General features: G+C 62.0%; 16 protein-coding genes. 7 read left to right on the forward strand and 9 right to left on the reverse strand.

Annotated features, from left to right (window positions below; genetic code table 11):
• From MF268_RS08905 to MF268_RS08915, 3 genes are read right to left on the reverse strand one after another with little or no spacing between them, the layout of a single operon-like run.
• The gene (locus MF268_RS08905; protein ID WP_238370515.1) at positions 1–999 is read right to left on the reverse strand and encodes a glycosyltransferase family 2 protein; all 999 of its coding nucleotides are present in this window, start codon (positions 997–999) and stop codon (positions 1–3) included.
• On the reverse strand, positions 989–2,500 hold the full coding sequence (locus MF268_RS08910; RefSeq protein ID WP_238370516.1) for a hypothetical protein: 1,512 nt from the start codon (positions 2,498–2,500) through the stop codon (positions 989–991). The genes MF268_RS08905 and MF268_RS08910 overlap by 11 nt, the downstream gene beginning before the upstream one ends.
• Before the next feature lie 40 nt (positions 2,501–2,540).
• Entirely contained in the window at positions 2,541–3,281 is a 741-nt protein-coding gene (locus MF268_RS08915; RefSeq protein ID WP_238370517.1) for a WecB/TagA/CpsF family glycosyltransferase, read from the reverse strand.
• 418 nt (positions 3,282–3,699) lie between these two features.
• Here MF268_RS08915 and MF268_RS08920 point away from each other — a divergent pair, with 418 nt between their 5' ends.
• The 4 genes from MF268_RS08920 to MF268_RS08935 all read left to right on the forward strand — a co-directional run bounded on the left by MF268_RS08920 (position 3,700) and on the right by MF268_RS08935 (position 10,802).
• Complete coding sequence (locus MF268_RS08920; RefSeq protein ID WP_238370518.1) at positions 3,700–5,661, forward strand: acyltransferase family protein; 1,962 nt, start codon at positions 3,700–3,702, stop codon at positions 5,659–5,661.
• 232 nt (positions 5,662–5,893) lie between these two features.
• On the forward strand, positions 5,894–6,154 hold the full coding sequence (locus MF268_RS08925) for a spike base protein, RCAP_Rcc01079 family (RefSeq protein WP_238370519.1): 261 nt from the start codon (positions 5,894–5,896) through the stop codon (positions 6,152–6,154).
• Positions 6,154–7,623 (forward strand): hypothetical protein, encoded by a 1,470-nt coding sequence (locus tag MF268_RS08930; protein WP_238370520.1) that lies wholly within the window; start codon positions 6,154–6,156, stop codon positions 7,621–7,623. Before MF268_RS08925 ends, MF268_RS08930 begins: the two co-directional genes overlap by 1 nt.
• Positions 7,623–10,802: a hypothetical protein gene (locus MF268_RS08935; protein WP_238370521.1), complete on the forward strand. Its 3,180-nt coding sequence runs from the start codon at positions 7,623–7,625 to the stop codon at positions 10,800–10,802. Before MF268_RS08930 ends, MF268_RS08935 begins: the two co-directional genes overlap by 1 nt.
• On the opposite strand, the gene MF268_RS08940 is transcribed toward MF268_RS08935, so the two are convergent.
• Positions 10,756–11,400 (reverse strand): hypothetical protein, encoded by a 645-nt coding sequence (locus MF268_RS08940; protein ID WP_238370522.1) that lies wholly within the window; start codon positions 11,398–11,400, stop codon positions 10,756–10,758. The two genes, MF268_RS08935 and MF268_RS08940, sit on opposite strands and share 47 nt — an antisense overlap.
• 279 nt (positions 11,401–11,679) lie before the next feature.
• Between MF268_RS08940 and epsE the strand changes: the two genes are divergently transcribed.
• The 3 genes from epsE (at position 11,680) to MF268_RS08955 (ending at position 15,587) form a co-directional block, all read left to right on the forward strand.
• Positions 11,680–12,888, forward strand: coding sequence for an exopolysaccharide biosynthesis GT4 family glycosyltransferase EpsE (gene epsE, locus MF268_RS08945; RefSeq protein WP_238370523.1), 1,209 nt, complete (start codon positions 11,680–11,682; stop codon positions 12,886–12,888).
• A 201-nt stretch (positions 12,889–13,089) separates the two neighbouring features.
• Positions 13,090–14,253 carry an acyltransferase family protein gene (locus tag MF268_RS08950; protein ID WP_238370524.1) on the forward strand — a complete coding sequence of 388 codons (1,164 nt, stop codon included), beginning with the start codon at positions 13,090–13,092 and terminating at the stop codon, positions 14,251–14,253.
• Positions 14,254–14,450: 197 nt separating this feature from the next.
• Complete coding sequence (locus MF268_RS08955) at positions 14,451–15,587, forward strand: hypothetical protein (protein ID WP_238370525.1); 1,137 nt, start codon at positions 14,451–14,453, stop codon at positions 15,585–15,587.
• Positions 15,588–15,597: 10 nt separating this feature from the next.
• On the opposite strand, the gene MF268_RS08960 is transcribed toward MF268_RS08955, so the two are convergent.
• The 5 genes from MF268_RS08960 to MF268_RS08980 form a co-directional block, all read right to left on the reverse strand.
• Positions 15,598–16,563, reverse strand: coding sequence for a sulfotransferase family protein (locus MF268_RS08960; RefSeq protein ID WP_238370526.1), 966 nt, complete (start codon positions 16,561–16,563; stop codon positions 15,598–15,600).
• 112 nt (positions 16,564–16,675) lie between these two features.
• A complete protein-coding gene (locus MF268_RS08965; protein WP_238370527.1) occupies positions 16,676–17,602 on the reverse strand; it encodes a glycosyltransferase family 2 protein in 927 nt (308 codons plus the stop codon).
• Positions 17,603–17,769: 167 nt separating this feature from the next.
• Positions 17,770–18,873: a hypothetical protein gene (locus MF268_RS08970; RefSeq protein WP_238370528.1), complete on the reverse strand. Its 1,104-nt coding sequence runs from the start codon at positions 18,871–18,873 to the stop codon at positions 17,770–17,772.
• A 6-nt stretch (positions 18,874–18,879) separates the two neighbouring features.
• A complete protein-coding gene (locus tag MF268_RS08975; RefSeq protein ID WP_238370529.1) occupies positions 18,880–20,313 on the reverse strand; it encodes an MBOAT family O-acyltransferase in 1,434 nt (477 codons plus the stop codon).
• Positions 20,314–20,514: 201 nt separating this feature from the next.
• Positions 20,515–21,813, reverse strand: a complete 1,299-nt coding sequence (locus MF268_RS08980; RefSeq protein WP_238370530.1) for a glycosyltransferase family 4 protein — start codon at positions 21,811–21,813, stop codon at positions 20,515–20,517.
• Positions 21,814–21,947 lie beyond the last annotated feature (134 nt).

Here is a 21,947-nt window from a genome sequence, read left to right on the forward strand (position 1 = left end):
TCACTTGTATTCGATCAGCCGTGACCGTTCGCCGGCGAGTCGTCTCCAGCCATAGGTGAAGGCCCCGATTGCCTCGGGGATGTTGCCCAGCGTCAGGAAGAACGCGTGCTGCGCATCGTGGCCGCGCGCGATCAGGCGCAGGATCTTGAGCGGCCAGAGCAGCGCCAACAGCAATGCCCAGGGGGTGATCATCGCCCCGAGCAGCAGGGCAAGCGGCAGGGCCGCGCCCCAGATCAGCGCTCGGCGCAGCGCAGCGACGTTGTGGCGTTCGGGGCGCGCGCCATGCATCGCGGCGCCCTCGGCAAAGGCATGGCCTGCCCGGCGCGTCCGTTTCCACCACTGGCCGAACCGGGTCATCGCCGCATCGTGCCATGTCATCTCGGCATCCAGCCGCCATATCTTCCAGCCGGCCTGGCGCAGGCGCACGCAGAGTTCCGGCTCTTCGCCCGCGATCAGGTCCGGGTTGTAGCGCCCGACCGCCTCGACGGCATCGAAACGCATCAGGACATCGCCACCGCAAGAGCGGGCCTCGCCCACGGGGGTGTCCCATTCGAGATCGGTGAGACGGTTGTAGAGAGAGGCCTCGGGGAAGCGTTCGCGTCGCCGCCCGCAGACGGCGGCAACCCGGGGTTGGTCGAACAGAAAATCGCGGGCAGTCTCGATCCAGCCCTCGCGCAGGCTGCAATCCCCGTCGATGAACTGCACGAGATCGGGCGGGTCGGCGCGTCCGGCGAGCTGCTCGAGCCCGCTGTTGCGCGCCCGTGCGGCCGTGAAGGGGATGCTCATGTCTAGCGAGACGACCTCGGCCCCGGCGGCGCGGGCGGCCTCGGGACTGCCATCGGTCGAGCCCGAATCCACGTAGACGACCGGGGAAAGGCCGGGCGGCAGCGCCGCCAGCCCGTCCAGCAGGCGCTGGCCTTCGTTGCGGCCGATGATGACCACGCCAATGGACAGGCCGGTTTCCTGCCTGCCGCTCTCCGTCCCGGTTTCAGGAACCATGCCGGCTTTCTCTCGGCTGGGTGCGGGAATGCTGCACCGCTTGCTCCCGCTGGCGCACGTGACCGACCGTGGCGGCTTTTGGTGGGAAGCGGGAATAGCGCACCCTTTCCACATTCTCTTCCTCGCCATCCTCTGTTGGGGCCGAGGCGAGATCGCTGTTGGTCAGTTCAAGCCGCCCCGCAAGGGCCCCTGCAATCAGCCATGTCATTGGCGTCAGGCTCGCATTCGGGATCAGGTCGATCATATAGGCGACCATGATCAGCCCCAGCCCGGCGGTTTCGGGATGCAGGGTATATTTCCTTCGTCGCAGGGCCAGAAGGATGATCGGGGCGCAGAACAGTCCGAACCGGCATATGTAACCGACCCAGCCGTCCCGGCCGATGACGATCACCCACATCCCGTCCGCCGTGCTCGTCATTCTTCCTTCTTCATCGTAGATCAGGCTGCGGCCCCAGCCCCCCCAGCCGAAGAAGGGACGCTTGTTCGCCTTTTCCAGCAGGATTTCCTCGTTGGTGAGACGATAGCGGAAGGAAGCCGAGCGTTCTTCGCTGATCGAGGCGGCAAGATTGTTCACCTGATCGACCGGGATGATACCTGCCCCCCGCAGGGACGGGTACAAGAGGATGACACCGGCGATGACGGCGGCAAAGACAACCTGGATGCGCGAGTTGCAGAACAGGATGACGGGCAGGATGATCAGCGTGATCGCGAAGGCGCCCAGCGACCGGCACATGAACAGGATGAAAAGCAGCCAGAGCGCGGCGAGGAAATAGGTTCCCTTGCGCACATCTTTCTGGGCCCGGTAGAGGGCGAAGGCGGCAAGCACGGTACCGGCCATGAAAATGGCAAGCCACAGGCCGTGATGCAGGAACACGACGGGGCGGTAGCCACCGGCGCGGACATGTTGAAGAAAACTGTGCGGAAAGAACCCGTAGATCATCAGGCTGAGCTTGGGCGACATGATGATTTCGAAGATGATCGGCAGGGTATAGATCAACCCGGCGGTGCACAGGACGCGCAGCAGGTCCCTGTGCTGTTCCGGTGCTGCCAGATGGCGGCGGGCGACAAGAAAGGGCAGGACCGCGATGCAGGCATTGAGCAGCGTCGAGAGGCTGTCATAAAGGCTCAGCGCCGGCAGAAAGACGTTCTCTGCCACGATGGGGTCCTGGTTGAACACCACCGTCAGCATGGAGCTGACAAGCAGCCCGATGAGCAGAACCGCGATCAGCCTGTTGCCCGGCAGCCAGCCGCCGAGCACCGTATTGCCGCCCTTCTTCGAGATAAGGGGCTGGAGGATCAGGATGGCCGCGACGGCGACCAGGCTGGGCATCGAATCCTTGCCGATTTCCGGCAGGCCAGGCAGGTCGATCGATCCGCGCTCGGGCAGGAAGAGATAGCCGCCGATGAAACACCAGCTCACGGCCACGGGCAGGCTCATCGAGCGGAAGAAGGAGATGGCGATCAGCGGCCATGCCAGAACGACGGTTAACGGCGGGATCATGCGGGTTCTGTCCCGTTGCGCGGCTGTGAACCCCGACCGGTCATCGCTGCCTGCCCCTACCGAGGCGGACCTGGAGGGCGGTGACGCAGAGGCCGGGCAGGACCGCGATACAGGCCGCGTAGCGTTTGAAAAGACGGCCAGGGTCGAGCGACAGCCGCCAGAGCCATTCGGCCGCGAAACGGCGGACGATCTTCGGGGCGCGACGCTGGTGCCCGGCGATGAAATCCAGCCCCGCCCCGATCGACATGAAACCCATATGCGGCAGGCGGGCCTGTGCATGGGCGGCAAAGATTTCCTGTTTGGGCGCCCCGAGCGCCAAGAAGCAGAGCCCGGCGCCGGAGGCGTTCAGCGCCTCGATGAAGGCATCGGCCTCTTCCCCCGTGGGATCGAAACCCATCGGCGGGGCAAGGGTGGTCGCGACGGTCAGGCCGGGGTGGTTCTTTTGCAGGCCCTGCGCTGCGGCGTCGAGGGCCTCTGTGGTCGACCCGAAAAGGGCCACGGAAACGCCGAGTTCGGCCGCGAGCTTTGCGATCGGATCGATCAGGTCCGAGCCGGGCAGCAGCGCGATCCGGTCTCCGGCCAGTCGCGAAAGCCATACGATCGGATTGCCATCCGCCGTCACATGGGTGTGCTCTGCATAAGCCCGGGCGAAATCGTCCTGCCGGGTCAGCTTGACGATATGATCGAGGTTGAGCGTGGCGATGCTGAAGCCGCGGCCCTGTTCCATCCGGTCGCGCAGGTCGCTGAGCAGGGCCTGTTCCGAGGGGACGTTGACGGTCACCGCAGAAGGGCCTGAGCCGCCTTGTTCCGTGAGATTGCCGGGCCAGTACATTGACATCGGATTCTGTATTCACCTGTTTCTGAAATCGCGATGACGATCTTGATGACAGTTACGCGCTGCGCGCCAGCTTTGGAACGACCATGAGGCATAATTTTACCAGGTAGGTATCAGAAGACACAGGGACCGAGAAGATTGCACATCTCCGAGACGTTTCGCATTTGCCGCAAATTGGCGCGAAAGCGGGCCGGGGACATCGACCGGACCGGGGGAAGCGGCTGTTGTATTGGCGCAGCAGCGGGAAGCGAAGTAGTATAAGGCGATGTTTTCAGGTGATGGAATATGAGATCCGGGTATCGACAAGTTTGCCGTGATGAAACTATTTCCAGAGTAAAAATTGGTGCAAGAGGCGCGGGTCTGAATGAAATATCGTCCTGAAATTGATGGGCTGCGCTCTGTCGCCGTTGTCCCCGTCATTTTGTTCCATGCCGGGCTCGGTTTTTTTTCAGGCGGTTTCGTCGGGGTCGATATCTTCTTTGTGATCTCGGGTTACCTGATCACGACGATCATTCTCGAGCGGCTGAACGGACCGGGATTCTCGCTGCTCGATTTCTACGCCCGCCGCGCGCGACGAATCCTGCCTGCCCTGCTGCTGATCATGGCGGTGACCACGCCCTTTGCCTGGGCATGGATGCTGCCCTCGGAATTCAAGGATTATGCCCAGAGCCTTGCCGCGGTCAGCCTGTTCTCGTCGAATTTCCTGTTCTGGCTCGAGAGCGGCTATTTCGCGGCCGCCGCCGAGGCCAAGCCCATGCTGCACACCTGGAGCCTGGCCGTGGAAGAGCAGTATTACCTCTTTTTCCCGCTGCTGCTGATGCTGTTCTGGCGCCGGACGGCGCGCGGGACGGTCATGCTGCTCTGCGCGATCCTCGTGCTCAGCTTGGTGACCAGCGAGATCCTGTGGCGTCAGGCCCCGGAGGCGAATTTCTACCTGCTGCCCAGCCGGGCATGGGAGCTGATGGTGGGATCGCTCTGCGCGGTATCGGTTCTGCGTTTCGGCGAGAAACCCAACAGCGCGCTGGCCTGGCTGGGGCTGGGGCTTCTGATGGTCAGCATCTTCCTGTTCGACAAGCAGACGCCCTTTCCCTCGCTCTGGGCGATCTTTCCGGTCGCGGGCACCGCGCTGATCCTTGTCTGTTCCGGTGGCACCACCGTGGCGCGGCTGTTGTCCACGCGGGTGATGGTGGGCATCGGGCTGATCAGCTACAGCGCCTATCTCTGGCACCAGCCGCTGCTGGCCCTGGCCCGGATCCGGGACCCGATGACGCCGCCGGTCTGGTTCATGGTGGTGCTTGGCCTCATGTCCCTGCCGCTGGCCTGGCTCAGCTGGCGTTTCGTGGAGCAACCCGTCCGGCATATGCCGGGCGCCGCGTGGAAAGTTGTGACCGGCGCCGCCGTCGGATCGATGGCCGTCTTCGCGGCAGGGGCCTTTCTCAGCACCTCCAGCCTGCACGGGGATTACTTCCGGTCCCGGCTGAGCCCGCAGAACCTCGAGCTTCTGGCCCGGATCTCCCGGTTCTCGGAAATGTCGCATGAACCGATTTCAGAGCCCGGCAGCTGCCGTTTTGCCGCCGTCGATTACGACACCGGGATGCAGAGCCAATTCGAAACCTGTGCCGGACAACACGGCAAGGCGCTGGTGATCTTCGGGGATTCCCATTCGGGAGATGTCTATAACGGCTTGCTGGCCAATATGGATTACCCGTTCATCCTGCATTTCGGCCAGGGCGATTGCCGGCCCCATATCCTGGGTGCCGACTGCAGCGGCACGCCGCTGCCGCGGTTCCTCGAAGAGCAATCGGACCGTATCGCGCTGGCGGTTTATGCGCAGGCCGGGTTCTGGCTGTTCCTCGACAAGGATGGCCTGCCCCGCGACCGGCACCATTTCGATTATGGCGGAGAGATCGACGCGCATATCAACCCGGCGGCAGTCGATCGCGCCTTTTCGGTGCTGACCCGCTTTGCCGGGCAGATTCCCTTGCTCTGGCTGGGGCCGCGGCTCGAACCGCATATCCCGCTGGACACTCTGCTGGGGGTGGAATGCACGCAGGGGCCGGAAAGTCTCCACCTGCCCGCCGAACAGGTCGAGGCCTTTCAGGAACTGGACAGCTACCTGGCCGCCGAAGCGGACGCGGCCGGGATTTCCTATCTTTCGGAACAGAGCCTTATCTCGCTCGATCTCGGTCGGGATTTCTATGACTGCGAGAGGCTCTTCTGGTCGGATACGGATCACTGGTCGCCCGAGGGCGAACAGCGTTTCGGTGCCCGGATCGCCCGGGAGATCGAGGCCGCACTGCAGGTGCGCCTGGCCGCCAATCCCTGAGCCTGCCGAGGCCTTCCGCCTGCCTGACCTTGGCCCTTAAGGGCCGGTAACCGGCACGCGCTGTCAATTCAGCATCCTGAAAAGGCAAAGCACGCCGGTTTCACCGGCTTTCAAGACCTTTGTCGAAAACTGTCCGCTTCACGACATTCGGAATTTTTCCAGACATCGAGCACGGAACGGGGCCGCCAGGTCTGCGCGCTTCCGTGCGCCTGAAGCTTGAAGAGGACGTAAAATGGCCGACAAGTTCAGCTCTCATGTAAGCAGCATCAACAGCCCTCCCGAAAATATCTTCGGCGTGACGCCTGATGACGGTGCTGATCTGCCCAATGCGTCGCGGGCGTTGAACGTCGCCCAGTCCGGAACGGTCCGGGTGACAACCGTCGGAGGAGATACGGAGACGCTCTTTCTTGCCGCCGGGATCGCCTTTCCGGTTCGGGTGCAACGGATATGGAGTTCCGGTACGTCTGCAACCGGCATCGTGGCGATGTTCTGATGTCAGGTCTCGCAATCGGCTGCGTCCTGTCCGGGGTGAACGCCCCCTCTCTTATCACGCCGGGGGCCAGCATCTCCTGTACGCTCACGCCGCTCGTGCAGCCTCTGTTCGAAGGGCAGTCGCTGTCAGATCTTCCCGATTACGCGGCAATGGTGTCCCCGGGCAATTTTGCCTCGTCGCAGGGCGGTATCGCGACGGTCGAGGTGAGCTTTTCCGGCGATGCGGCGGATGCCTCGACCGTCCTTGCCGAGGGCGAGACCGCAGGCTTTAGCGTCACCGTCACGGATAGCGCAGGCAATACAGGGGTCTTCGTCGCAGATCCGGTCACAGTGGCCTACAAGCTGCGGATCGAGGCCACCGCCGGGGGCGAAGTCGATATCGACATCAACCCGATGGTGCCGGATGACGAAAGCCTTGGCGATATCGTCATCGAGGTGGGCAGTGTCTATGACGCGACCTATACCGGCATAACCGCCGGCGATATCCGGGGGGGCCCCTACAACTTTGGCGTCGCCGGCGCGGCAGGCCTGCCGATGATCAGCGGCACGACCGGACCCGGCGATACGCTGACGGTGGACGAGGGGCTCTGGCATACCCCGACCGGCACGGCGCTGAGTTTTTCCTACCAGTGGCGCTCCGACGGGACCGATATCGACGGGGCCACGGGCAGCAGCTTCGAGATTGCTGCCTCGGAACAGGGCAGCGACGTGACCTGCGCCGTCACCGGAAATGACGGCAGCAGCACGACCACGGCAGAGACCCCGGCGATCGCCATCCCCGGTGCGGCTCAGGCCATCACGCTGACGCAGATCAACCATGTCAACAACACCCATATCGGACCCGGAAACAACGTTATCACCCTCGATCTGGATGCCGCAGGGGCGGGTCCGGGAGACGAGCTTCTGATCCTTTATGCCTATGGCGCCCGGCTGATCGACGGGAGCGGAGAATATCCGCTCGACCTCAAGATAGACGGCGTAAGCCAGACGCCGCTGTTTTACGGGAATGACGGAACCGCCCAAAACAGGTTCAAGATGCTCTATGGCGTGGTTTACGACGCCTCGGCAGGAGGCTCCGTCAATCTGGATGTCATACCGGCGGGAAATGAATGGGCGGGCTTTACCCGTTGGGTCTTTCTTGTCTCCGGGCACAGCTCGATCAGCGCGGTGGCCAGCGGCGCGACCAACAAGGCAACCGGCGCGTTGGACCTTTCGGCCGACAGCACCCCGGGAAGCATCATCCTCGGGATCATGCGCAATCTGCAGAACCCGGCAGGCGGCGCGGGCGCGAGCCTGACCGGCCTTGCTGTTGAAAACGGCCCCCTCGCCACATCTGCGGACGGCACCCAGTTATCGACCCTGTTCAAGGCCGAACCCGTCACTGGCGAAGCCCCCCGCGCCATGTCCCTGGATAACATTGACGCCGCCAATTCGTGGTCGGCCATCGTACAGCTTCTGGAGATCGCATAATGCCTTTCGTTGGACTCGACGGCTTGACCGGCACGATCTCTGTCGGCCCCAAATCACGTGCCTTTTTCAATATCGGTGTCATGCCCGCCCCGGAGGCATTTTCCATGATCGGGCGCAGGGTCGGCGTATTCGCAGATGCTGATGCCCCGGAAAATGTCGTGATCACGCAGCAGCCCGCTGTCGGCACGGCGGCGGCGCGACCGGACGGAAAGATCACGCTCGATCTGCGGGAATACGACCCCAATGGCGAAATCACCTTTCAGTATCAGAAATCCGTCGGCGGGGTTCTGAGCCTTGTCGATGCGGCGGTGGATGTTGCGAACGCCCGCAAGAAGGCCGGCTGGGGCAAGGGGGCGTTCTACAAGCCCCGCACAGACTCTGACAACAGGATCATCGTCCGCCCGAATGGCTCCACGAGGCGTATCTTCATCGACAATGAAAATGGCTATGGCTACGGGATGATCGCCTCTCAGGAAGGGATCACGACCGGGCAGGCACTGGGCTGGGCCGTGAACAACAATGCCACCGTCCCGCTGACCGACAGCGAGGGGAACACCTTTTACGCCAAATACGGCGAACACCCCGATATCGCCGTCAAAGAGGACTTTGGCCTGTCCCTCTACGGCTATTACTTCAAGCCGGAGGAAAACGAACAGTCCCCCCACCTGATGTTCCGGCGCGGGCAGACCTATGACGCCGACCTCGGCAGCCCCGCGCAAAAATGGATCTGGCTGCGGGGACACAGCGCCTCGCATCCCATGCTGATCGGTGCCTATGGCGAGGGGACCGATCCGGTCTTTGCCAACCTCCCCTTTATCGGCCGCTGTCCGCGCAACATCGTCCTGCAGGATTGCTCGGGCGCAGAGGCTCTGAAGTGGGACTTTGGCGCGACTTACATGGTGCTCGACGGGTATAACGCGGGGGGCGTACCCGACTCGGTGCAGGTCGAGGCCAACCCGATCGCGCGCAGCATCACTTTCCGGCGGATGAAGCTGACGGACGGGTTCGAGCACGCCCCGCGCAGCGGTCTCAACAACTGGGACCGGGCGCAGAACGACAGGACCGGTCCGAACTACATCTCAGCGGTGACGGAATTCCTGATGGAGGACTGCTATCTCGACATGGCCGGCTGGAACGAGGGCTATCATGCGGATTTTGTCTACCATGACGAGGTCTCGGGGCTCTACTATCCGCAGACCCCGAGCATTTTCAGCCACTGCATCTATGCGCAGGGCAATTACCAATACGCCCACTTCAGAAACATCATCGCCTCCCGCGGCGCGTTCAGCGGCGCCCAGTTCCGGTCCGGCGGGATCATTCAGGGCCTGCTGCTAATCGAAAACAATTCGATGTTCTCGATCGGCAACGGAGAGAACCTGCGCAATCCGTCAGATGATCTGGGCATGCCTTATTACCCCGGAAAGAGTAACGGCTATGCCCTCGGGAATGCCAATTCCTGGTCGATGGTGGATGATGTCGTCTGCACGATGGGGGGCTTTCACCAGTACTGGCAGCTCGAATATTACGCCGACGGAACGCTCATTCCAGCGCAGCCCGCGCCGAGCCAGCATCTGTGCTATGGCATCAGCCTTCAGGACATCTGGGTCGGCCTGCGTCGCGTGGCGGTCGTGAACCATGAACCGAACAGGCCCGGCCTGACGACAAGCTTCACCGGACCTGACACGATCGGGCCCTGCACCAATTACAGCCCCGGCAACGGCAGCGTTTCCCGCGCCTTCAGCCAGGCAGGTTCCCTGAGCACAGCCCCGGATAACAACCAGCAGCCGGATCCGGCCCAGTACGACGTGCAATTCGCGAACTGGGACAGTTCCACCCCCGATTACCGGGTGGACGGGATTGGCCAAGGTATTCTGGACGGCACGACGATCGCGGCTTACGAGAACGCCAGACAAGGCGCCTCGGGCCTGACCCACTACGATTTCCATGCCCGTCTGCGGGCCGCGCCCGCGCCCTGGGAAGAACGCAGGGAAATCAACGATTGGTTCAGGGGGCGTCTTGGCAATAACGTCGCCCGGCGCACAACGCCCAGGACAATGCAGTTCAGGCCGAACGACTGGCAATACACGCCGGGCTTCATGTCCTATATCGAACTCGACTGGAGCGCGGACGGTCTTGACGGGCTGCCCGGGGATGTTGCCGGCGACAGCGTCGATAGCTACGGCGCACCGTTCATGGTCTGGAACCATACTCCGCAGAACGATCTCGTCGATGTCACGCTTCGCAAGGTCCTGATGGAAATCCCCTCGGGCATTCTCGAGGCGACCGGTACGCTGACACTGATCGGGGATTGCCGGGTTCACCCCTGTCAGGCGGGCATCTTCGCGATCCCCGGCTATGCAGGCGACGACAGGCTGAGCGTCGACGCGTTCGACGGGTGTTTCATCAACAGGGGCGTCGTCACCGGAAACGTGGATATTGCGGCGCGCGCGAACAGCGACGTGGCACTGGTGTTCGACGAGGGCGATTTCACACTGGCCAGCGGCAACAGCCTGACCGTCTACGGCGGGGCAAACGTGGGCTTTGACGGGGCCAGCACGACGACGCGGACGATCACGCTCGCCGCCGGGTCAACCACATCCTTCAAGCCAAGCCTCAGGCTCTGGGCGCAGGATTATGCCAGCTATTACCTTCCGAAGGTCGGCACGGTTCTCAGCGGCACCAATGGCCCCATCGGGACCGTGCGCGAGGCCCAGCACCGGATCGAAAACGATTTCATGGTGATCCTCGACGACATCCAGCGCGTGCCCGCCGATAACGAGGACCTGTCGGGCGACTGCATCCGCCAGCATGACGAGCATCAGGGCATTCAGACGAACTATGCCCGGGTGGATTACGGCGAGCACGCCCCCGAAATCCTGTTCAGCGGCATTGCCGAATTCGTCTCGGGCATGAACGGTTTCGACGACGGGAATACCTACCGGTTGATAGAGCCGGATCTGCCGAGTGCGGTTGTCCTTGGCGGCACCCTTCACCTCGACGTGACGGCGCTTTCCAATGCGACCTATACGTTGATTGCCGCAGACAGCGTGTCGGGCAGCTTTGACGCAGTGACAGCCGCGGGGAACGGTGCCAAGGACCTGACGATTTCGATCAGCGAAACGGCGGTCACCGTCATGGTCGAAGACGGAGACGGGACCGTGACCGGCGGGACATCGTGATGCCTGCCAGACCTGCGACAGTGGACAGAAGAAGCAGCCAGCTCGCTGGGACCGGGACTGGCAGGGCCGTCAGAGTGTACTTGGCACCGACTCCAAGGGCATTTGTCGTTAACCCATTGTAATTGCTGTATACAGGAGCATCCAGATATGTTTCCAGAACCCCGGTTCCTGAGTTGTAATTGAACCCCATCATAATGCTGTCCGCATATACATTGAGCCAGGAGAACAATATGTAATCTTCATTTTCTTCGGCCGTCCCGTCACCGAAGCGTCTGCAGCTGATCTGTCCTATCAAGCAGGTGTCAAAGCTTGTGACACGATCCGTATCATCTGTTTCGACTTCAAATGAAAACAGCAGGTTGGGCACATCGAAGAGAGCCAGCAGCGCGTGATCAAGACCGAATGGCTTGGTATTGCTGGTGACGGTAATCTTTCCTTCATCACCATATATCGGGGGACCCGTATTCGTCACCCAGCGCACATGACCAAAGGAAACTGATTGAAGCTCTGCCCTGGCCAGCAGACTCAGCGATGCGGCTTTTCCATCTGTTGTAAAAAACGGCAGCGCCATCAGCACCACAAGTAAGAAACGTATCACTTTCGAACCCCCCAGTTCCAATGGGCTCAGGGTTCACGGCGCCTCGATTCGAGTCAATGCTGGGGCTTTATGCACCCGGTTCCACGGCCTGCCGCCCCCCCGAAGGCCCCGGCCCGCTGTCGGGAAAAAAGGCAAAGGCACCCTCCGGAGAAGCACGCAAAGCGCAGGCGGAGGGCAATGGAATCGGCGGGGCTAGACAGTCGTTTCACAGCCACCTAGGTTCCCCCGGATGACGGTGCAGATCGCTGCCGGTATTCAGACGGAAAAGGAAAACCGGCGATGGCGGGAACCGAAAACAGGATCGGCTATCTCATCCCCGAATTCCCCAGCCAGACCCATTCCTTCTTCTGGCGCGAGATACAGGCGCTGGAGAACCGCCACGGCTATCGCACACAGATATTCTCGACGCGCAGACCGTCGCAGAAAGTCATGCATGAATGGGCGACTGAAGCCGAGGCGACCTATCTTTTCCCGCCCTCTCCGGCCAGCTGGCCGCGCTTGCTCTGGGGATTGCTGAGCCGGGGGCACCGTGTCCTGTCCAGACCGGATGCGCGCAGGCTTTTGCTGACGCCCGGAGTCTGGCCGTTCCTGCTGATGGCCATCCGTCTGGGGCAGCTCTGCCGGGACAATGGCATATCCCACCTGCATGTCCATTCCTGCGGCAACTCGGCTCTGATCGCGGCTTTCTGCCACCTGCTTTACGACCTGCCCTACAGTATCGTCCTGCATGGGCCCTTGCGCGATTACGGCCCCTATCAGGATTTCAAGTGGCGGCGGGCCCTCTTCGCCTTTATCATCACCGACAAGCTGGCACAGGAAATGGCGGAACGGATGCCCGACACGGTCCCGCGCAGCCGGATCGTGCCCATGGGGGTCGATACGGATCATTTCAGCCCGCCCGAAGACCTCTCCTCAGACGACAGTGCTCCGTTCCGATGGTTCTGCTGCGCCCGCCTGAACTGGGTCAAGGGCTACGATGTCCTGCTCAGGGCGCTCGCCCATATCCGCCAGACCCACCCCGAACTCGACCTCTCCCTTTTCATTGCAGGCGAGGATGAGCAGGGCGGACAGGGCTACCGGCTCGAGCTGGAAAAGCTGAGGGCCGAACTGGGACTGGAAGAGCAGGTCACCCTGCTTGGCGCGACCACGCAAAAGGATGTCCTGCAGCAGCTTCACAGGGCCGACGGTTTCGTTCTGGCAAGCCGGGCGGAACCCTTGGGGGTTGCCTATATGGAAGCCATGGCCTGTGGGCTGCCCACCGTCGGCACGGCGGCGGGCGGTGTCCCCGAACTGATCGAAAGCGGCCGCGACGGGCTTCTCGTGCCGCCCGAAGATCCGGAGGCCCTCGCCGGGGCGATGATCAGCATCATGAGCGACGGTGAACTGCGCTCTGCCCTGTCGCACTGCGGGCGCAGCCGGATCGTGGATCACTTTGGCGCCAGCCGCAGCGCCGATGCCCTTGCCGTCGCGCTGCAGGATTTCACTTGATGCACCTATGATGAACAGTTGGCCACAGGTTGACATCATCAAGCCCTCTTCAGGACACGCTCTGTGTTTACCTGTCGGCGAAAGCCGTGATAATGGGCCGGGACAGGCGGAAACCCTCTGTCCGGTCAGGTTGTTTGCGCACGGGCCGTTACATCAAGCCTGTCAGTCTGCAGCCGGTACCGAGGTAGGGTAACTGTAATAATGGTCGATCTGGGTACAGCCCCGCCGGAAACGCCTCAGGCTGCATATGAACGCTACCGGAAAGTCAGATTCTTCGGGTCCCTGAACGGGTTGCGTTTCCTTTGCATCGGCATGGTCCTGTGGCATCACAGCCCGATCCTGCGCAGCCTCGACGAACCGGTCAAACTGCTGGGCCGCGGATTTCTCGGCGTCGATTTCTTTTTCGTGCTGAGCGGGTTCCTGATCACCACGCTGCTCCTGAGAGAAGAGGTAAGGGACGGGACATTCTCGCTCAGGGGCTTCTACTTGCGGCGGATCCTCCGCATCATCCCGGTCTATTTCCTGATCGTGACCTGCATGTCGGCCTACTGGGTCTGGTACAAGGGGCTCGACCACCTCGCCCCGCTCGTCCCCTATTATTACCTCTTCCTGTCGAATTTCCTGATCGGTGATATCCCGCTTCTGTCGGTGACATGGTCGCTCGCCGTCGAAGAGCAGTATTACCTGATGTGGCCGCTGCTGTTGCTGGTTCTGCCCCGGCACTGGCGCACCCCCGCCCTGATTGCCCTGATCGCGCTCTGCGTGGCCTCTGCCGCCGGGCTTCTCGCGCCGCTCGGCCTGAAACCGGTGCGGACCGACCATGCGGTCTGGGCCCTGCCCGCAACCGGTTACAGCGCCATCCTGATCGGCTCGCTCTCGGCTCTTACCCTGCACCATGCCGCCGGCTTCAGAATGCTCTACAGGTTCTGCGGCACGCGGCTTGCGCCTGTCTTGGCCTTCGCGGCGCTGGTCCTGGTGATCAGCCTTACCCCGGGCCGGCTGACGGGGTTTCCGAACCTGCTGGTGCATTCGACGATGGCGCTCTGCCTGATCACGCTGGTGATCCGCGAAGATCACCTGCTGGCAGGTATCCTCGGCAAACGGTCCATTTCCCGCGTCGGAGAGATCAGCTACGGGATTTATCTCTATCACCTGATCGCGCTGCACTTCGCGAGCGAAATCGCGACCTGGCTCAGTCTGCCCCCCGCGATCGAACCCTATGTCGTCACCCCGCTGTTCGTCCTGATGTCGATCGTCATCGCGGATATCAGCTTTCGCACCTTCGAACGCTTCTTCCTCAATCTCAAGCCTGCCCCGAAGGCGGTTTCCCGGATCAGCGCCACGCGGGACGACATGGCGCATTAACATGCAGTCCCGGGGGCAAAACCACCCAACACCCGGCAGGCTCTTGCCCGGTAATTTCCAAACGTGCCTTATAGCCGGAATTGCTGCCGCATATTTCGAACGAGAGCCACGGAATGCAGACCAAGCAATCCTCCGGCTCTCTCCACTTTTGACTGAAACAGGGTCGTTCCGTGATTGCACTTGGTAAAAAATCCGACATGTCCCGCGCGCTCACGGTTTTCTGCCTCGGATCCCTGCTTCTCGCTGCGCTCTATATCCTGCAGCAGAGCATTCAGAACTATCAGGATGGCGGCGACTTATGGAAACAGGGCGACTGGCTCATAAACTCTGAACTGGTACCCGTCCGGCGCGCCTTTATCGGCGATCTGATCCTGCACCTCTCGGACATCCTCGGCACCAGCCCTCTCTTCGTCACCTGGATCATTCAGGTGATCCTGCTCATCGCCCTCTTCGTCTTTCTCCTGATGTCGGTCAGGGCCACCGGGGCCACGCCGATCATCTGGATCATTCTGCTGTCGCCCGCCTTCTTCGTGTTTTTCTGGGCGGCGGATCCCCGGGCCAGCATCCGCAAGGAACTGATCATCTATGTCGCCTTCCTGTGCCTGCTGATCGCCTTCAGCTCCCCCGGCAGGGCGCGTTTCCTGATCGTGCTATCCACGTTTCTTTTCACGATGGGCGTCATCGGACACGAGGGCATGGCGCTCTTCTTTCCGTCCTATGCCATCTGCCTGTGGCTGCTGGTCAGAAAGACCGCCCTGTCCCCGACGCTCATCTACCTCCCGCTCGCCCTTGCGCTTGTCGCCGCGCTCGGCTCCATCCTGTATGCGCAGGCGCATCCCTCGGTTGCGGATTTCCAGCAGATCTGCCAGCCCCTGCTGGAACGCGGCCTGAGCGACGAGATCTGCCAAGGCTCGATCAAATGGCTGCAATTCGACACCCACAGCAGCTCCGAGATCGTCGGAGGGACAATCACCGCCGGGAAAATCGCCGTACTCTCGGTGGCCTATGTCCTGTCTTCGGTCGGTTTCCTGTTCTTCGCGCGCCATACCGATGCACCGCGCAAGCTGACGGCGCTCTACCTGCTTTCGGCCATACCCTTCCTACCGCTCTTCGTACTTGGAATCGACTGGGGGCGCTGGCTGAACTTTCACTTTTCCTCGGCGGTCTTCCTGGTTCTCGCCCTGCTCCTTGCGGGAAAGCTGAAAATAGAGCGCCAGCCCGACAACCGGTATTACATTCCCCTGCTGCTCAGCCATTTCATCTGGTCGATCGGCCATATCATGCCCCTGATGCCCTTTGGCATCCTGGGACAGGCCTACAGGGTTCTCGCCTGAGCTGACGGCCCTATTGCGGCCAGTCCTCCGGCAGCGGGCCGATCAGGGCAGAGAGCCGCCGGTTGGGCTCCCGGAAGATGTCGGCCAGCTCCGCTTTCAGGGCCGGGCTGAATTTCTGGCTTGTCGGCATCGTCTTCGCCGAGGACTTGCGCAGCAGGTAGGATTTTAGCCACGCGGGCGCGATTGCCTTCAATGTCCTGTAAAAGGGGATCTTGCTGAAACGTGTTTCGACCCGTTCATAGGAAAGGGCCTCCTGCCATTCCGCCGTGACATTCGCCCTCAGGTCCGTATCGACCAGTTTCGAGGAATCAACCCCGAGAAAATCGCAGATCCGGGACAGGGTGCCTTTCGGATCGGTCCGGATATCCTCCTGCATCAGGATCAGGATATTCTCCAGATCAAAGACTTTTCTGAAGGCGTCAATCTGGTCGATATAGGTGCTCGCCGCGACGACACCGGCATAATAGGGATGTTCCGGCTGCTCGATCTCGCGAAAGAAATCATCGAGAGACTTGTGCGTGTGATCTTCCTTCAGCACCCGGTGGGCGTATTTCATCGTCTGCAGGCATTCGGACTGCGCCCGTGCAACCGGGTTGCGCAGCACATAGATCAGCTTCATCTGCGGGTTCGCGGCGGCCATCCGCTCGGCCGTTCCGGCAACAAGCGGATACCGCGTGTAAGATGTCGAGGCCTCGCCGAGGATCTGGTCCTCGCTGGCCCCGGCATAAAGCCCCCGATACCAGTCGTCGCCGCGTTCAAGCAGTTCCGGTGTGGAAAAGTAATGCGGCTCCTTGAGCGGATTCATGAAGACAAAGGGCTGGGCATCCAGCATCGCGTTCAGCGCCGTCGTGCCCCCCTTGGCCGCCCCGATGATACAGAAATCGGGCATGCGCCCGCCGGGGGTGACAGGAATATCCGAAAACGCCATGCCATTCGCATCGCGGATCCAGATCGGAAGAGAGCTGTGGGACTTCATGTAAGGATCACTCGTATGAAATATCGGAATTTTATTCGAAGCCGGACGCAACCGCACGGGCTCGTCAAAGGATGAAACAGCCGGTCAGGGCTGCCAAGCCTCTTTGGCCAATTCAGGGGGTGGTTGCAAAGAGCGCGGCCCGCTCTGCCTCTATCTCGGCCACTGCGCGGCTTTTGCCCTTGAACAGGGCCTGACGCTGATAGGCGCGAATAAAGGCGCGCAATTCCGGGTCGTCAAGCTGCCGGTCGCCGCGCATCCAGGCCGCGAGATAGCCCTGCATCATCGCCAGCCCCCCCAGCACATAGGGTTTCTCGGCCATCCGGAAGACACAGGTCGCCGCGTAGAAAAACAGGTCGGAGCCCATGAAATACTGCCCGAACCCGTGCCGCCGTTTGCCGGTCCAGATCGAGGTCTGCGAAGATCCCATCGGGCGCAGGTGTTCAAAGTTCAGGTCCGGGTGATCCCAGCTCACCGCCTTCCAGCCCCGCTGCCGGGCCTTGTGGCAATCGATGGCATCCCACATCACCTCGTGCACATAGCCGCCGATATCCTCGAAACAGGTGCGGCGGTAGAACTTGGTCATGCCGACCGACATCTCGTCGCCACGGCGCTCGGACACCAGTGTGTTGTTCTGCCGGATATAGGGTTTACCGGAACAGGTGCCGATCCGCGGATCGGCTTCCATCCGCTCGATCAGGGTTTCGAAATAGCGTGGCGGCAGGTCCAGATCGAGATCCAGCTTGCAGGAATAGGTGAAATCGGCCGGATCGATGCTCTGGTAGCCGACATAAAACGCCTCGACCACGCCGGGGCCCACGGCACGATGGCCACGGTCGGGCTTTTGCACGATCCGGATCCAGTCATGCTTGGCGGCATAATCCGCCAGGATCTGCGGTGTCTCGTCGGTCGAGCCGTCATCCACGATCACCCAGAGCGTCGGCTGCAGGCTTTGCGCCACGACGCTGTCCAGGGTGCGCCGCATATAGTCAGCCTCGTTCCGACAAGGCGAGATCAGGACATACGTGCGGGGCTCGGGCATGAAAAAGGATCCTTGTAAAAACCGGGTGCCGCTGTTGTGCAGGGCCGAAGCGGGCTTGGCAATCCTGCGATACGATTTCGAAGACCTCCGGGCGGATGCGGTGCTAAAACTGCGCAACAGTGGGGCCCGCCTCCCGAAATTGTACCCATTCCGGAACGTGGCACTCTCTATCTGGCGGGGGGCGTTTCCTGCCTTGCCCTGTCGAGCACCTCGAGAAACGCCTGCCCGAACCTTGCATCGATGTCGGGCTGGTAATGCCCGTCGGGCAGAAAGGCGCGCGGATCGCGCGGGCTCTGGTGATCGGCGGTGGCGAGATAGGGATAGCCCTCCTCCTCGAGCCAGGGCTTGAGCAGAGCCTTCAGGTCCGGATCGACCGGATCGCGCCCCTGTACCAGCAGGACAATGGGGATCTGCCCGTCTTCCCGCGCGATGGCGTTGAACGAGGTGATCATCCGGCGCAAGACCTCTGCATAGGGCATGGTGCCGTCTTCGGGACGGGCGATGATCTCCGCCTTGCGCCCGGCGATATCCCCCTGGGCCAGGGAACGGCGTACCAGCCGCGCAAAGGGCGAAATATCCAGCCATGACAGGTCAAAGGCGGCGGGGGCAAAGACCCGGTCCTGGTCGCGCAACTGATCGTACCATCGCCCCGCCAGATCCGGATCATCCTCAAGCGACATTTCCTGCTCAAGGGTCTCTACCACCGGCTCGATCTCCCTGAGCCCGCCGTCGCCGTCGGGCAGGAAGATCGGGTAGGTAAAGGGCGAGGGCTGTTCGAAAACCCATGTCCGGTTGCTGAAAGACCCCATCGCCCCGACGGAGTAGGACAGGATTCCCAGCACCGCCACATCGCCCGGTCGCCGGTTCTCGCGGTCCTTCAGAAAGGCCGCATAGGTGAAATTCGGCGGTGCCCCCGGCCCGCCGCGATGGGCAAGCTGCAGATCCGGGCGCGCCTTCTGCGCCGCATCGGTGATACGCACCACGAAGGACATGCCATAGGTATGCACCACCGGCTCATCCCCGGCCGGGCGTGCCGCCGCCTGTTCTGCGGACAAATCCATCAGGTCCGGCAGCCACGACACGTTAAGCAGGTTACCACGCAGATCCGGATTGGCTTTCCACTGGGCGATCTTGCCGGGCACCGAGCGGCCATAGTTGAAAAAGGTCTTGAGCGAGGCCGGTGCCGGACCCACCAGAACCAGCGCCGCCAGCACATCAAGCACGATCAGGGCCACCAGCGTGCAGGCAATCGTTTTCAGCGCGTTTTTCATGGCCCCTCAGAACTGGAAATAGATGAAAGCGCTTGGCGTGGTCGTCGCCCCGAAGGCAAACGCATAGATCAGCACCGCCCAGAGCAGGCCGCGCACCGGGGCGGGCCAGCTTTCGTAGAAACGCACCTTGCCGCTGGCCTCGGTGGCGATGTCCCAGAACAGCACCAGCAGGATACCCGTGATCGCCGGGAAGGGCAGGCCCGGCAGGGGCAGGTTCGCAAAATCCGACAGCCGGATCGTGGCAAGACGCGCCGTGAAATCGGCGATCTGCTCCCAGGACTGGGCCCGGAACAGCAGCCAGCCGTAGCAGGTGACCTGGAAATAGGCGAGGATCAGCAGCAACCGCCCCCCCCAGTGCAGCAACCGCCGCCGCTCGCCCTCGCCCGAGCCGCGCCTGCGGCCGAAGAACTGGCGATGCAACACCAGCAAGGCGCCCTGGTACCCGCCCCAGAGCACGAAATTCCATGCCGCCCCGTGCCACAACCCGCCCAGCACCATGGTCGCCATCAGGTTGACCTGTGTGCGTCGCTTGCCCTGCCGGTTGCCGCCCAGCGAGATATAGAGATAGTCGCGCAGCCAGGTGGATAGCGAGATATGCCAGCGGCGCCAGAACTCCTGTGGATTGGTGGCGAAATAGGGCTGGGCGAAATTGCGCATCAGCCCGAAGCCCATCATCTTGGCCACCCCGCGCGCGATATCCGTATACCCGGAAAAGTCGCAGTAGATCTGCAGCGCAAAAAGCCATGTGCCGACAGCCACCGCCGCGCCGGTGGGGTTTTCCATGCCATAGACCGTGTCCACCGTCGGGCTGATGGCATCCGCCACCACCACTTTCTTAATCAGGCCGATCAGGCAGAGCACCGCCCCGCGCGAAATCCCCTCCCAGGTAACCGTGCGCGGGCGCATGATCTCGGGCAGCAGGTTGCTTGCCCTTTCGATCGGCCCCGCCACCAGCTGCGGAAAGAAAGCCACGAAGAGCGCGAAATCAAAGAAGTTCTTCGCCGGTTCCAGCTCGCGGCGATAGACGTCGATCGTGTAGCTCATCGTCTGGAAGGTGTAGAAAGAAATCCCGACCGGCAGCACGATATAGAGCACCGGGATCGAGACCGACATGCCCATCCCGTCGGCCAGCGCCACGAAACTGCCGATGAAGAAGTTGAAATATTTGAAGACCCCCAGCAGCCCGAGGTTGGTCACCATCGAAATCGTCAGAAGATGCCGGCGGCGGGTCTCGTCCGAGGTCCGGGCAAGGCTGAGCCCGACCAGGTAATCGACCACGGTAGAAAAGGCGATCAGCCCGAGAAAGCGCCAGTCCCAGGCCCCGTAGAACACATAGCTTGCAACCAGCAGCATCCGGTTCTGCCATCGGAACGGCAACACCAGGTACAAAAGGAAGACGACCGCGAAGAAATACCAGAAATCAAGTTGCGAAAATAACATTACAGGCAGCGATCCATCCGGGCGGCGCAGGTGCGGAACATATAGCAAGAGGAAAAGGAAAGGATAGCCACCGGAATCCCCTGTTGCCGCGAAGCGACATGTTCTTCAAGGCCTTGCCTCATCATGCGGCCCTTTCGGACCGCTTTGCCCGGCACGGGCGCATATGTCGGAAAACCTGTCGGCAAGAGGGCGGCCGGGGCTTTACAAAAGCGCCGGTGCCGGCGCGGATCCATCGCCCAGCACCCAGTCGTAAACTTCTGCGACCTGCCGGGCCTTGGCCGGCCAGGTGAAATGCTCGCGGACGCGGGCACGGGCATTGGCCGACATGCCGGGCAGCGCCGCCGGATCCTCTGCAATCGCCTCGAGCTTGGCACCGAAGGCGCGGATCACGTCTTCCCGATTGCCGATCGGTACCTTGAACCCTGTCTCCTCGGAAACCAGCTCTCCCGGCCCGGCATAATCGACGATCAGCGGCACCACCCCCAGCGCCATCGCCTCGAGCACCACCCCGCCGCCGAATTCGCGTATCGAGGGGAAGGTCAGCAGGTTTGCCTGTACCGCCACGCCCTGTACCTCGGCATGGGGCAGGTTGCCGTGAAAGGTGACCGCCCCGGCCACCCCCAGCGCATCGGCCTGTGCCTCGAGCGCGCCGCGCATCGGGCCGTCACCGATGATGTCCAGCACCAGCCGGCCATCACGCAACAGCGGCGCCGCCGCCTCGAGCAGCATGTCCGGCCCCTTGTAGGGCACCAGCCGCCCGATAAAGCAGCCCCTGAGCGGCATCGCCGGATCCTGCGCGGCGACAAGGTTGAAACGGGCGGGATCGATGGCATTTTCCGGCAGCCAGACGGTCTTGTCCGCATAGGCGGGCGGTATTTCACTCTGGGTGTGCCGCGAGCCGCAGATGATCGCCGAGGCCGCCGCCAGCGTGCTGCCGCGCCAGGGCATATAGCGATAGGCCCCCCGCACATAGGAAAGCCATTCCCGCTCGCGCCGCCGCTCGGCGTCGAAACCGGGTGGCCAGGGCACGCCCCCGTTCAGCGGCCCCATCACGAAAGGCACGCCGGCGGACCTGCACTTGCCCGCAATCGGCGACTGGATCGTCGGGCTGAGCGGGGTGACCCGATGCACCAGATCAAACGCACCCGCGCGGATCTGTGCGCCGAAAACCTGCCAGACAAGCCGTTCGAAATAAGGGTAGGACAGCGCGTTGATCGCCGTCGTCATGGTCCATCCCTTGCCGCTGCCCATCCGCAGGAAACTGGCCGTCTTGTGCAGCGGCCGCGCGACGGCCTCGGAATTGATCGCGGTGAAATCCTCGCCCTCGCCGAGCCCCGCCCGCAAAAAGGCATCGCGGTTCCGGATTTGCGTCACGATATGCACATCCGCCACCGCCCGGAGCGCCGTGGCCAGGGACCAGCCGACCAGCGGCACACTGACCCATTCGGGATTGGCGGCTTCGGCGATGACAAGAACTCGGCGGCGTCTTGGGTCGTCCATAATGTTCAAATCACCGTAACATTCATGCAGGAAACGAAAATGTGTTGCAAAAACCGGGACAGTTCTGCCGTCTCGGCCTACCGGACTTGGAAAAAAAATGCGACAGGTTTAACAGAACGGGCATGATAGCTGTG

Origin of the sequence: Heliomarina baculiformis (genome assembly GCF_019966545.1) — a bacterium.
Taxonomy (GTDB): Bacteria; Pseudomonadota; Alphaproteobacteria; order Rhodobacterales; family Rhodobacteraceae; genus Heliomarina; species Heliomarina baculiformis.

Coding starts and splice junctions, on each gene's coding strand:
- MF268_RS08925 (WP_238370519.1), top strand. CDS start 5,894: ATGGCCGACAAGTTCAGCTCTCATGTAAGCAGCATCAACAGCCCTCCC.
- epsE (WP_238370523.1), top strand. CDS start 11,680: ATGGCGGGAACCGAAAACAGGATCGGCTATCTCATCCCCGAATTCCCC.
- MF268_RS08975 (WP_238370529.1), bottom strand. CDS start 20,313: ATGTTATTTTCGCAACTTGATTTCTGGTATTTCTTCGCGGTCGTCTTC.
- MF268_RS08920 (WP_238370518.1), top strand. CDS start 3,700: ATGAAATATCGTCCTGAAATTGATGGGCTGCGCTCTGTCGCCGTTGTC.
- MF268_RS08980 (WP_238370530.1), bottom strand. CDS start 21,813: ATGGACGACCCAAGACGCCGCCGAGTTCTTGTCATCGCCGAAGCCGCC.
- MF268_RS08965 (WP_238370527.1), bottom strand. CDS start 17,602: ATGCCCGAGCCCCGCACGTATGTCCTGATCTCGCCTTGTCGGAACGAG.
- MF268_RS08935 (WP_238370521.1), top strand. CDS start 7,623: ATGCCTTTCGTTGGACTCGACGGCTTGACCGGCACGATCTCTGTCGGC.
- MF268_RS08910 (WP_238370516.1), bottom strand. CDS start 2,500: ATGATCCCGCCGTTAACCGTCGTTCTGGCATGGCCGCTGATCGCCATC.
- MF268_RS08955 (WP_238370525.1), top strand. CDS start 14,451: ATGTCCCGCGCGCTCACGGTTTTCTGCCTCGGATCCCTGCTTCTCGCT.
- MF268_RS08950 (WP_238370524.1), top strand. CDS start 13,090: ATGGTCGATCTGGGTACAGCCCCGCCGGAAACGCCTCAGGCTGCATAT.
- MF268_RS08970 (WP_238370528.1), bottom strand. CDS start 18,873: ATGAAAAACGCGCTGAAAACGATTGCCTGCACGCTGGTGGCCCTGATC.
- MF268_RS08930 (WP_238370520.1), top strand. CDS start 6,154: ATGTCAGGTCTCGCAATCGGCTGCGTCCTGTCCGGGGTGAACGCCCCC.
- MF268_RS08905 (WP_238370515.1), bottom strand. CDS start 999: ATGGTTCCTGAAACCGGGACGGAGAGCGGCAGGCAGGAAACCGGCCTG.
- MF268_RS08960 (WP_238370526.1), bottom strand. CDS start 16,563: ATGAAGTCCCACAGCTCTCTTCCGATCTGGATCCGCGATGCGAATGGC.